At 59.9% G+C, this 12,312-nt stretch carries 12 protein-coding genes; 3 read left to right on the plus strand and 9 right to left on the minus strand.

Features of this window, described 5'->3' with window-relative positions; all coding sequences use genetic code 11:
- Nucleotides 1-6 precede the first annotated feature (6 nt).
- Entirely contained in the window at nt 7-2,307 is a 2,301-nt protein-coding gene (locus tag KF814_05825; protein MBX3235650.1) for a HAMP domain-containing protein, read from the minus strand.
- A 178-nt stretch (nt 2,308-2,485) separates the two neighbouring features.
- Complete coding sequence (locus KF814_05830; GenBank protein MBX3235651.1) at nt 2,486-2,899, minus strand: DUF1844 domain-containing protein; 414 nt, start codon at nt 2,897-2,899, stop codon at nt 2,486-2,488.
- A gap of 146 nt (nt 2,900-3,045) precedes the next feature.
- Between KF814_05830 and mazG the strand changes: the two genes are divergently transcribed.
- A complete protein-coding gene (gene mazG / locus KF814_05835) occupies nt 3,046-3,924 on the plus strand; it encodes a nucleoside triphosphate pyrophosphohydrolase (protein ID MBX3235652.1) in 879 nt (292 codons plus the stop codon).
- Complete coding sequence (locus KF814_05840; GenBank protein MBX3235653.1) at nt 3,921-4,535, plus strand: hypothetical protein; 615 nt, start codon at nt 3,921-3,923, stop codon at nt 4,533-4,535. The genes mazG and KF814_05840 overlap by 4 nt, the downstream gene beginning before the upstream one ends.
- A gap of 339 nt (nt 4,536-4,874) precedes the next feature.
- Here the strand turns inward: KF814_05840 and KF814_05845 are convergent, their stop codons facing one another.
- From KF814_05845 to hemE, 4 genes are all read right to left on the minus strand, one after another.
- A complete protein-coding gene (locus KF814_05845; protein ID MBX3235654.1) occupies nt 4,875-5,288 on the minus strand; it encodes a hypothetical protein in 414 nt (137 codons plus the stop codon).
- Nucleotides 5,289-5,331: 43 nt separating this feature from the next.
- On the minus strand, nt 5,332-6,786 hold the full coding sequence (gene hemG, locus KF814_05850) for a protoporphyrinogen oxidase (GenBank protein MBX3235655.1): 1,455 nt from the start codon (nt 6,784-6,786) through the stop codon (nt 5,332-5,334).
- An 80-nt stretch (nt 6,787-6,866) separates the two neighbouring features.
- A complete protein-coding gene (gene hemH, locus KF814_05855) occupies nt 6,867-7,829 on the minus strand; it encodes a ferrochelatase (protein ID MBX3235656.1) in 963 nt (320 codons plus the stop codon).
- An 81-nt stretch (nt 7,830-7,910) separates the two neighbouring features.
- On the minus strand, nt 7,911-8,936 hold the full coding sequence (hemE, locus tag KF814_05860; GenBank protein ID MBX3235657.1) for a uroporphyrinogen decarboxylase: 1,026 nt from the start codon (nt 8,934-8,936) through the stop codon (nt 7,911-7,913).
- A 370-nt stretch (nt 8,937-9,306) separates the two neighbouring features.
- On the opposite strand from hemE, the gene KF814_05865 reads away from it, so the two are divergent.
- Nucleotides 9,307-10,305, plus strand: a complete 999-nt coding sequence (locus tag KF814_05865; GenBank protein ID MBX3235658.1) for an acyl-CoA desaturase — start codon at nt 9,307-9,309, stop codon at nt 10,303-10,305.
- Nucleotides 10,306-10,352: 47 nt separating this feature from the next.
- Here the strand turns inward: KF814_05865 and KF814_05870 are convergent, their stop codons facing one another.
- From KF814_05870 to KF814_05880, 3 genes are all read right to left on the minus strand, one after another.
- Nucleotides 10,353-10,823 (minus strand): hypothetical protein, encoded by a 471-nt coding sequence (locus KF814_05870; GenBank protein MBX3235659.1) that lies wholly within the window; start codon nt 10,821-10,823, stop codon nt 10,353-10,355.
- Between the two features lie 180 nt (nt 10,824-11,003).
- Nucleotides 11,004-11,861 carry a DMT family transporter gene (locus KF814_05875; GenBank protein MBX3235660.1) on the minus strand — a complete coding sequence of 286 codons (858 nt, stop codon included), beginning with the start codon at nt 11,859-11,861 and terminating at the stop codon, nt 11,004-11,006.
- Between the two features lie 111 nt (nt 11,862-11,972).
- Entirely contained in the window at nt 11,973-12,176 is a 204-nt protein-coding gene (locus tag KF814_05880) for a hypothetical protein (GenBank protein MBX3235661.1), read from the minus strand.
- Nucleotides 12,177-12,312 lie beyond the last annotated feature (136 nt).

Here is a 12,312-nt window from a genome sequence, read left to right on the forward strand (position 1 = left end):
TCTCAACTACACCGGCAATTCGAACGTGAATTGGGCACCTTTCGGCTGATTATTGCCCGCCTGGATCTGCCCGTCGTGATCCGTGATGATGCGCCGCACGATGGCCAAACCAAGGCCGGTGCCCGTCTTCTTGCGCGAGAAATACGGCACGAACAGTTTTTCTTGATCCTCAGGCGCAATGCCGGTTCCCTCGTCGGCGATAGTCACCACCGCGCGCCGGCGCTTCATATCGTAGCGGCTCCGGATCCACAAATGCCCTTTGTGGTTCATGGCATGGATGCCGTTGTCGCAGAGGTTGACCAAGACCCGTTTGATTTGCTCCCGATCGAAATTGAACGGAGGCAGATCCTGGTCCAGGTCCACGACGCATTCGACCTCGCGATGGGCGCTCTGGTAAAGCGCGACGACTTCCCTGACTACCTCGTCGAACGAATTCATCGTCATGTGGGGCGCGGGCATCCGCGCGAACTTGGAAAACTCGTCGAGCATCTGCTTGAGACTCGCGACTTCGTTGACGATGACCTGGGTCGACTCATCGCAGATCCGGTCGAAGTCCGGCGCCTTATCCTGGAATTTCTTTCGGAGTCGCTGGGCCGACAACTGGATGGGCGTGAGCGGGTTCTTGATTTCATGCGCAATCCGCTGGGCCACCTCCCGCCAGGCGGCGGCCTTCTGCGCTTTGATGAGTTCGGACAGGTCCTCAAAAATGAGCACGAACCCCAGGTCCTTGTTCGATTCGTCCCGCATGCGCGAACAATGCACCCCGATGGTCAAGAAACGCCCCTGTAAGTCGAGCTGCCCCTCCAAGGCGATGTTGTCCCGCTGGTCAGCCAGCATGCGGTCGTAGACCGATTGGAAGAGATCGAGCTTGTATTCCTTGAAGACCTCGTTCGCGGACCGCCCACGGAACCGGTCCGCCCAGAGGCCGAGAATTCGCTCTGCCGAGGGATTGAACGTTGTGATGATCCCCTGCCGATCGATCGAGAGCAAGCCGGCCGCGATCGTATCGACGACGGTTTCGATGTACGCACGGCGACGATCCAACTCGAGGTTGGACTGGCGCAGCGAGACGTTGGCCTCTTCCAGCTTGCCCTTGCTCCCCTGCAGGTCCGCAGTCATGCGGTTGAACGATTCGACCAGCGTGCCGATCTCGTCCGTGGCCTTCGCCTCGATGCGGACCGACAGGTCGCCCTGCGCGATCGCTTCCGTCGCCTCGGCCAACCGCTGAATCGGCACCGTAATGCCGCGCGCCACGTAGAACCCAAACCAGGTAGCGCTGAACAGAATCATCACCGTGATCACGGCCACGAGGAGATAGGCGCCAGCCTTGATGGGATTCTTCATCGCCTTCATCTGCTTATATTCTGAATATTGCCGTCCGATGCTCTCCATCTTGCCCAGCAATGACTCCGGCACGTAGGCATCGACGACGACCACTCCGTCGATTTCTCCGCGTCTCACACTCGAGGCAATCGGCACGCCCGCCCGCACCAACCGCCCGGTCTGGGCTTCCTGCACCGAGGTCAGTTCCTGTTTCCCATTGATGACCTGCAAGACGAGCTGCCCGATCGGCAGATCCAGTACTGCAACCGGCACTTCCGGATCATGCGACTTCGTGAGTGTTTCCATTTTGGCGGAGAAGACTTCGATTCCCGCCGTTCCGTATTCGGCTCGCTTCCTGGCGATGGCGGCCACCAATAGGTCGCGCTGCTCGGGGAGCAACAATTCCTCGCGGAAGATCTCGTGGCTGATGGCCCTGGCGCTATTGATCGCCAGCGTCACATGCCCGGCATGGTGCATGCGCGCCACCTCGTAGGAATCCTTCATCACGTGCTCGATCTGATCGTTGAACCACACATCGACGGCTTTGTTGACCAACCCGCTGGCCACCAACGCCAACAATACCGTTGGAATCAGCGAGAACCCGATGAAAGCCGCAACCAGCTTGGCCCGGAACCCGGATCCCACCATGCGATGGCGGCGTTCGAAATAGGCTTTGATGAGGTTTCTGGAAAGCAGCAGCGTGAGGACGACGAAGCCGATGAGGTCGAGATTGACCAGCAGCAGGACGAAGGCGTACCCGGTACTGGGCAGGAAAGAGTCCGATTCCTCTCCGATGGGAATCGCTGTTTGGGCATAGTAGACGGTCAGCGCCAGACAGGGGAGCAGGAGGATCAAGACGATCCAGACCGGCCGCACATGACGCTTCCGGTGCTCGCTGTCGACGATCGACGGTGTCGCCGGTGCCGGCGCGTCCGCGATCACGCCAGGAGGGACCATCCGCTGTATCTCTCCGCGTTCGGCCATGAGGCGTTCGCTCCTCCGGTTCTACCCCGTTGACACTATATCGAATTCCGGCGGGAGTCTCAAAAAAGACTCATCCCCGTGCGTGGGGGCGAGACTATCCTGTAACAGGCACGCGATGGGTCGGGCAGGAGAAATGACCCGTCCGAATTGCCGCTCGACGGCCTCTCCAGGGAACACACTATGGCTGGTGCAACGGTGACGTACCAGAGGTCAGGCTGACAAACTTCATCCGCAGGGCGTAGAGCATGTCCTTCATCACGACCTGCTCATCGGGGGTCAGATTCCCCCGAGTCTTGTCTTCCAGCATGGAGAGCAAATCTATGATTTCCTTGGCTTGCGGCAGGTTGAGCGGGAGGGCTGGCTGCTGGGGATCGAGTTGCTCACCCATGAGCATGAGCGCCGAGCTCCCCATCGAAATGACGAACGAGGCAAAATTGACCGGGAGCTGAGCGCCCATGGCCACGTGGTCACCAGCCTGGTGGCTCTGCTCCTGACTCTTCGGCGGCGTCGGTGCCGTCGCCGGTTTGGCCGGCTCCTCGGTCCGTCCTCGGCGATCCCGGATGACGAACCCCTGGTCCTGTTCTTCTGCCATGGAATCCCCCCCAACGCTCGAACCGCGCGGCCTGAGCGGCTCGCAGGCGCGTACCCTATCATAGCCCCCCCTGGGGTTCAAGACAGCACCCCCGTTGAAGGCAGGGCTCAAGTCGGTTAGAGTGGCGCCACGAAAGGATCCTCCGTATGTCAGATGATTTCGACAACGTGGTCTCCATCATGGCTCGGCTCCGCGCTCCGGGAGGGTGCCCCTGGGACCGTAAGCAGACCCATGAGTCACTCAAGCCATACCTACTCGAGGAGACCTACGAGGTATTGGAGACGATCGACCAAGGCGATCTCCCGAAGCTGAAGGAAGAGCTGGGCGACGTGCTCCTTCAGGTCCTCTTTCACAGCCAAATCGGCGCGGAAGCTGGCTCCTTCACGATCGAAGACGTCCTGCGCGTGTTGGGAGACAAGCTGGTCCGCCGCCATCCCCACGTATTCGGCGAAAAAGGCGACGACCAGTCCTTGAATTCCGATCAGGTGGTGCACCGGTGGGAAGAAATCAAACGAGCCGAGCGTAAGAATGCCGGCAAGCCCGACTCGATGCTTCAGGACGTTCCCAAGGCTCTCCCTGCCCTGTTGCGGGCCTATCAGGTCCAAGCCCGCGCTGCAAGGGTCGGTTTCGACTGGCCGGATAGCCCTCAGGGCCTTGCCGGCGTGTTCGGCAAGGTCACGGAGGAATTGGGCGAATTGCAGGAGGCGGTGGCAGCGCAGCCGGCGCCGGCTCCACCGACGCCTGAGGTCGAGGCGGAGTTGGGCGATCTCTTGTTTTCGATCGTGAATCTCGCACGGCATTTGAAAGTCAATCCGGAAGATACGCTGCGCCAAGCGACGAACCGTTTCACCGACCGGTTTCAATACATCGAAAGCCAGGCGGCGCTCAGCGGCCGCACGATGGCGGACTTGACCCTGGATCAAATGGAAGCCTATTGGACGGAGGCGAAGCGGGCGCTGGCCGCCGGCGCCGTGCCCCCATCGAAGGGGCCGTCATCTGCAGACAGCACGGGATCACCGATATGAGCGACGACCAGGGCCCCTACGAAGAAGGAAAACGCGCGGGCATGCACCCGGTGGCGGTGGTGTTCGGTGTCATCATCATTATGTGGGTGCTGATCAACCTGGCCGTTCCGAGCGGCAAGCAGAAACAAGCCATGGGACCGGAAATTTCCCAAGTAACCATGGAAGATCCAGAAGCGGCCCCGGTGATGTTCAAAGTGCAGGCGAGCCTTCCCGACCTGAACGCGGTCAGCGTGGTCGTGCCCCCACAGGCCACCACGAGTCAGGTCGTCAGCCTGCTCAAGCGGTTCAAGAACGCGAGACTTGCCCAATCCCTCGACGATCTGCTGCCGCCAACGAGCCCGGGGCACAAACTCGGCAACCATGCCGTAGGAGAAATTTACATTTTTTCAGAGAGCAAGTATGCGCAGCCGGAGTCGGTGCGAACCCTTGCACGGGGAGCGCATGCGCCGGGTGACCTCTATCCCCAAGCCATTCCTTTCGAGGAAGCCATGGAGCAGGTACTTGGGCACTACCGTATCGACTTGAACGACACGAGCAATCCCGACACCGGCTCTTTGGGATTTGCGGACGAGTCCGGCGTTCACTCGAAGCACTACCGGAGAATCTTCTAGCAGACTTCTATCGGGAACGGCTGATCCCGAATGCGGTATGGGAAACCAGTCTGTTTCCCAGTCGTGCCATTCGCCCTGAAACCCGCGCCAAGTCGAACCAATTATCCCCAGGTCAAAACCGGATCTATCAGGTTTCCCTAAGGGTTTCCATCTTCTACCAATCCTTGTGGTCTTGTACCAGTTCGACACAAGAGCTCATTATGAGGCAGACTCTCGACAGAGCCGGCCGGTCCCGCAGCCGGCGGAAAACCTGTACACTATCCACAATCTTTTCCACAGGAGTGCGACACGAAATGCCGCTCCAACGCAGGGGATCGTGAGGTACGGAACCGAACCGGCTTAAACGGAGAGGCCGATCGTGCGCTTGATTTCTTCTCGCAGGTTGACTTGCTCGGCCTGGACCCAGGCTTCAAGTCGAGGGAAAAGATGGGCCAGCGGTCCGGTGAAGGGAGCGAGCAGCACATCGCGACGCTCTTTCAACATGCCTTCCGCCTCCGCAATGCGAAGTTTCTCATCGCCAATCTTGCGGGACAAGAGCTTGGTCAGCATCAGTTGTTGGCCGGGCGATCCCGTCACGTTCCCCATCAACGCTTGCTTCATGCGATCCAATTCATCGGCGACGGACACCTTCACCCTCACGGCATGGGGGGTGGGCCAAATCGTCCGGTGAATGGAATAGTCATAGGACAGCACCGGCTCACGCGGTTCCCGAAAGGGCCCGCTCACGTCGGTGATTCTGAGTTCGTCGTCCATAGCCTCATGCCTCTCTTCAATGCGCCGGGTTGTGTCCCGGGAATTACGGTTGAGCGGACTGTAGATATCGCAGGGCTTTCGTCGCGATGTCTGTCCCATCGCGGATGCAATCGGGGATGCCAACCCCGCGATAGCCCGCCCCGGTGATCAGCAATCCACCGAAACGCGACAGGGCGTCGTCCAATTGGGCCAATCGGTCGAGATGTCCGATCGTATACTGCGGCATGGCCCGATGCCAGCGGTTGACCTCCACATAGTGGGGCTCCGCATGAAGGTCCACGATCGAGGCCAGTTCAGATCGCACGCAATGCACCAGATGCTGATCGTCGTGATCCAGAATCGCTTCGCGCCCCACACCGCCGAGATAGCAGCGCACCGAAACATCCTGGTCGGAGGCGCGATAGGGCCATTTCTGTGAGGTCCAGGTAGCCGCGATCAGATTCCGCCCTTCCGCCCGCGGCACGATGAAACCAAACCCCTCAAGCCGATTACCGACTTCCGCCGCCCGATACACCAGCGAAATTGTCGCCGTCGAAGCATAGGGGATGGAATCCATGACGCCCGCCGCGACCGGACTCAAGGGACGCACCAGGTCGGCGCTGATGTAGGCAGGTGTCGCCAACACCACGGCCTCGGCAGCCAAGGTCGTCCCATCGGTGCAGAGAATATCGTACGTCCAACGCCCGGGCTTATGCGATCGCACCCGCATGGATTCTGCCTGCACGCCCGCCTTGAGTACGGCGCCGGCCTTGACGAGGTGCCCAGCCACGACCGTCACAAGGTCACTCAACCCGTTCCGCAAGGTGACGAACATTGTGCGCGGCGCATTACCGGACGGACGTTGTTGCGCGCGGGCTCGCCTCGCCGCCATCATCCCACGAATCACGCTGCCGTGCGTTTGCTCCAGTTCATAGAATTTGGGAAACGTCGCCCGGAGACTCATGTGCTCGGCATCGCCGGCGTAGATGCCAGCCATCAGCGGCTCCATCACACGCTCGGTCGCACGCTGCCCGAATCGGCGACGAAAGAACCCGGCCAGCGATTCGTCCTCACCGGATCGCTTTGGCGGGATCAGCACATCACACCCCATGCGGGCCAAGTCGATCCAAGAAAGCAGCCCGCTGCGGAACAGCGGCCCCAATTGCGTCGGGGTGAACGTAACCAACCCTTCCGGCAATTCATGGAGCCGGCCGTCACAGAGGACACTGGCCTTCTTCGGAGTGGGATTCGTATTGATGAGTTGATCGGTGAGACCGACGCGACGGCACAGATCCAGCGCCCATGGTTTTTGAGACAGGAAGGAGTCCGGCCCTGCCTCCATCACCAGTTGCCCGACCCGATGGGTCACAATCTTCCCACCCCAGGCCGGGGAGGCTTCCAGTACCATGCAGGTAACGGGAAAATCGGCGGATTGAGCCTGTTCCACCAAGGAGAAGGCGGTCGAGAGCCCGGAGATACCGCCGCCGATAATGACAACTGACTTGGGAGTACGCGCCACGGGAATTTAGCCACCCACTGCCGAGGGTCAGCGCGCGGGACCGGTCGTGCGCTGGCCGCACCGGATCGGACGGCCGCGGCTCATGAGTTCGCCGTTGAGCCGGCCACGAGAGACGCCTCGTGCTGTTCCAACACCGCCATCAAAATATCGATCAACGCCGGGGCGGCGTTCAACATGGGGATCCGCTCGAGCTGCATGCCCTTGGTCTGCGCCAATCGCTTCAACTCGATGTCGATGTCGAAGAGGGTTTCGACGTGATCGCAAATGAAGCCGATCGGCGCAACCAGAACGTGCCGATGGCCTTCCCGCTCCAATTCCGCCAAGGTATCCTCCACCGTTGGCCCCAGCCACTTTTCGCCGGAACGCCCTTGGCTCTGAAACGCGAATCTGGTCGGTTGGGTGCCCAATCGTTCGCACACTGAAGCGGCCGTCGCTTTGACCTCGTCGGGATACGGATCCTTCATGGCCACGATTCGCTCCGGTAGGCTGTGCGCGGTGAATAGCACCGGCACCTTGGCCCTGACGTCGGCGGGAAACTTTTGCAGAGACTGCTGGATGTTGTCGGTAATCGCCGCCACCAGCAGGGGATGCCGATGCCAACTCGTCACGAAACTGATCGGCGTCTCATTCGCCAATTCGGCGCGAGCTTCCTCGACCTTGTTCATGTAGGCCCCGATGCTCAGCGAGGAATACTGGGGCGCCATGCAGAGACCGATCACCCGCTCCGGAAAGTCATCCAGCAATTCCGAGTAGGCTTCCTTGATAAACGGATGCCAGTGACGTAACCCGACATAACACCGATACCGTTCGCCACCGGGACCGTTGAGTCGCTGCTCGAGCTTTCTCGCCACTTCGCGGGTAATCCCCAACACCGGCGATTTGCCGCCGGTTGCGCGGTACCGCTCCTTGATCTCTTCGACCAATTCCGGCGGCGTAGGGCGACCACCCCGCACATCCTTCAGGTAGGGCTCGACGTTCTCCAAGCGGTCGGGACCGCCCATGGCCATCAGCAGCACGGCAATCGGTCGTTGTGGTCCAGGCATGGCTTCCTTCGTGAAAGGTTAGACGTGAGTCGCAGACGGTTTAGTTCCGGCAGTCCGGTCGCCATCTCACGTCTGACGCTTTTAACGCGCGCTGAGTTTGTGGACGAGATCGATCGCAGCGGCCACATGTTCCACCGGCGTGTTCGGCAAAATTCCGTGTCCGAGATTGAAAATGTGCCCGGGACGCCCGCCGGCTCGACGCAAAATGTCGGCCACCCGTCGTTCGATCTCGGGGATCGGCCCAAATAGCGTGACCGGATCGAGGTTGCCCTGTACGGCCCGATCGTGGCCGATCGTATTCCAGGCTTGGTCCAGCGGTACCCGCCAGTCGACACCGATCACGTCGCCACCGGCCTCTCGCATGTCCTTCAATATCGCGGCCGTACCGGTCCCAAAATGGATGAGCGGCACCCCCGCATCCTTCAAACCCTCAACAATCGAACGGACGTGCGGCTTGACGTACTCGACATAATCGCCCGCCGAGAGGCATCCGACCCAGCTGTCAAAGAGCTGCACCGCCTGCGCACCGGCTTCGATCTGGCGCCGCAAATAGCTCGTGAGCACCTTCGAAAACTTCTCCATCAATGCATGCCACACCTTCGGTTCGCCATACATCATCTGCTTGGTGTGGATATAGTTGCGGGACCCTCCACCTTCGATGGCGTAACTCGCCAACGTAAACGGCGCCCCGGCAAACCCGATCAGCGGGACGCGTCCGCTGAGCCGTTTCCGGGTCAGGCTGATCGCATCCATGACGAACTGCAGCTCGCTGCCGTCGATCTGCTTCAAGCGATCCACGGCGGCCGCATCACGGAGGGGATTATCGATCACGGGCCCTTCGCCTTCGGCAAATTCCAGATGCAGGCCCATCGGCTCCAGCGGCAGTAAAATATCGGCGAAGATGATGGCTGCATCGAGCGGAAACCGGTCGATCGGCTGCATAGTGACTTCGGCCGCCAACTCGGGGGTTTTGCACATCTCGAGAATGGAGTGCTTCGCACGCAGGCGGCGGTATTCCGCCATATAACGGCCGGCCTGGCGCATGAACCACACCGGGGTGCAATCGACCGGCTCACGCCGGCAGGCTTTCAAAAATCGGTCGTTCATAAGACCGCGCATTCTAGTGGGACCATCGGAACAGAGTCAAACGTGCTGAACGAGCCCCACAGAGACCAACCATCCGCTCCGGTAACTTTCCCACTTCTCATGGACTTTCCTAGGGAGTCGGATACACTGGAATCGGGGGTGTCGATGGTCGTGTAAATTTCCGCCTGTATTTGTTTCGGTCCTTGTGTATAATGTGTCAACGACCTATGCTGGGTTCACCACCTGGGATACGGTCTAGACGCCAAATCAATCAGCGGCCCCCCTATTCAATCCGTCACTCGATGCGCCGCGGTGTCTAAGTCAGCAATCGGGAACCCGGCGCGATCTCCGTACACTTCGCCGATCCCCCAAAATCAGATTCGGAGGAGGCATGAACGACACGCACCCGCTAGCCCTATCCAAAGGCGCTGAGCTCACGAAAGGCGAAGAACCGGCCAAACACAGTGAGCTGTGGTACACCGTCTTGCGCTGGTTCGACTCCTGGGCCGGTCTCGAGTATATGCGTGTCGACGGGCCTCCAAAGGTGGACTGGGTCCGCTGCATCCCGATCATCACCGTCCACCTCATGTGTTTGGGCATCTTCTTCGTGGGATGGAGCTGGGCGGCGGTCGGCGTCTCCGTGGCCTTCTATTTCGCCCGCATGTTTGCCATTACCGGCTGGTATCACCGTTACTTTTCGCACCGCACCTTCAAGACCTCCCGCGCTTGTCAGTTCGCATTCGCGATCCTGGGTTCGTCTTGCGCGCAGAGGGGTCCGCTCTGGTGGGCCGGACATCATCGGCATCACCACATCGCCTCCGATACGCCCGATGACGTCCACTCGCCTCGTCACGGAGGATTCTTGTGGTCACATATCGGCTGGTTCACATCTCAGAAATTCTATGCGCCGCGCCTCAAGAGCATCGGCGACTTCGCCAAGTATCCTGAGCTCCGGTTTCTCGACCGGTTTGATGTGCTGGTCCCCACCCTTGCCGGATTCGGCATGTATGGCTTGGGGATGTTGCTGGAAGCCTATGCGCCGAGTCTGGGCACCAATGGACCGCAGATGTTGATCTGGGGATTCTTTGTGTCGACCGTGGCCCTGGTGCACGGCACCTGCACGATCAACTCACTTTCCCACGTCTATGGGTCACAGCGTTATGAGACCGGCGACGATAGCCGGAACAATTTTATCCTCGCGCTGATCACGATGGGTGAGGGGTGGCATAATAACCACCACTACTATGCTGCCTCGACCCGCCAAGGGTTTTACTGGTGGGAAATCGACATGACCTACTATATCCTCCGGGCCATGCAGGCCGTGGGACTGGTGTGGGACATTCGCGAGGTGCCCATGCACGTGCGAGAAGGCAAGAGCAAGGCCGCCTAGCCGGCTCCTGAGAATCTATTCGGACGGGAGTTCCACACTCGCTTCTGCTAGACCCAATCCGATTCGTCTCTGACGGCCGGCTTCTTTCCATACAGGGGAGCGAGCCGGCCGCGAATGTCCCTGCTGATTGAGTCCAAATCCGCCGCCTCCGCCGCAGTCGCAATCCACGCATCTTCCGGCGTCAGTTCCAACCGATAGTGATTCTTCCGCAGTGAGAACCATTCGATATAGGGATGGGGCACGAGATGCGGATGCGGATCGAACGAGATGAGACTCGCGTCTCCGATTTGCGGTATTTCCAAATCGCCGAGCACCTGCCCTGCCAGATCCTCGTCGGCAAACTTGCTGTTGCGAAAACACACGAGCTGCCCTGCAATCTCGCCGCGGCAGTTGCCCGCCAAGTAAAACTCCACAGGGCCCACCACAGCGATTGTCATCCGCCCGACGACGCTGCCGTCCTGCCGATTGTCCAAGAATCCTTCCTTTACCCAGCGACCGTTCCCGAATTTTTGAGCCACACTATCCTCCTTCCCTAGATTCTCGCACCTTCCGGCCCCATAGTTCCTGGTGCATGAACACTATCCCGTTGGAGCAACGGCGTACGGCAAATGACACGAACAAGAACATCTCACCGGTTCGATTCTGCGGTCACTCTTTTCGGCCATCCCCATACCCTGTCAGGTCGATTCCCCGGCGCTTCACGAAAGACGCTCTACCTCCGAACTCATCGCCCCACTCGAGAGCGATCCCAGCAAGACGCCCCCTAAAATCATGATGCTTCCAAACCAGCCCTGCGCATCGAGCGTTTCCCCGAGAAAATACCAGGCCAGCCAGGCAGCAAAGGCCGGTTCACAGGCGAACAACAGCGCCACTTGCTGCGCCGGCAGGAGCCGCTGCGCCCACATTTGCACGGCAAAGGCACCAGTCGCCCCCACGCCGGTGATCGCTAGGCCGACGAGCAACACCCTCGTGACATCGAATGCCCCGCTTGGCGGCGATTCCCACAGCATTGCGGCGGACATGCTCACCGCCATGAACAACAACTGCCAAACAAAAACGGAGACCGGATCCGCCACGCGGGTGTAACGTTCCAGACAGGCGATGTGCGCGGCAAATGCGGCAGCGCTCCCCAACGTCAGCCAATCTCCAAGGTTGGCCGTGGCCGTCGGTTTCACCAACAGCCAGAGACCGGCCAGGGCAATGCCGTTCGCAATCCAGGTGCGAATGCCGAGTCGCCGCAAATAAAGCGGGACGAAAACGACGTACAACACCGTGATGAAGGCGGAGTTGGACGCGCTGGTATACGACAACCCGACGGTCTGCATCACGTATCCGAGAAAGAGCCACCCCGTCGCAATCAGACTAATGCGCAGAGTGTGCCGATTCCCCACGAGCCGACGGCGAGCCATCGCCAACACGATTAGGACGATCGCCAAACCGAGAAAAAATCGCAAGAAGAGGAAGGTCAGCGGCGGAACCTGCGCGAGCACCGCTTTGGTGGCAGGAAATGTTGCCCCCCAAATGAAGGTCGTAAGGAGCAGGGCAAGTTGGGGCATGAGCCCTAGATGGGAGTGATGAGTTCTCAGTGTGGGGTGCTGAGCTGAATCTTAGGAAGAGGCGATCGACGCGCTCACCGCAAAGGATTCACCGCCCGACACTGAATTGAGTTATGGTCTGCAGAGGGCGCATCGGCGCTGATCGCTCGTGCCGGCCTGTTCCATGGCAGCCAACGCCCGCTCTTTATCGGGATAGTCAAACCAGCCGCCTTCCCAGAAATCGCTGCTCGACACGTTCGACGGAACCTCGGAGCACCGATCCCGATGCAGCGTCACTCGATCGATGGCCCGTGCAATGTGCAACCAGTAGGTCATAGTTTCTCTTACGCCCCACCACGAAAGACTCGCAAGCCCCACCCTACCACGCCCGCGCGCAACAGGGCAATCCGGCCTGGGGCCGACGTCGCCGCGCGGGCGAGAGAGGGAGCTATCGTCAGGATCAAGATCGAAG

The sequence above is a fragment of the Nitrospiraceae bacterium genome (genome assembly GCA_019637075.1).
GTDB lineage: Bacteria > Nitrospirota > Nitrospiria > Nitrospirales > Nitrospiraceae > JAHBWI01.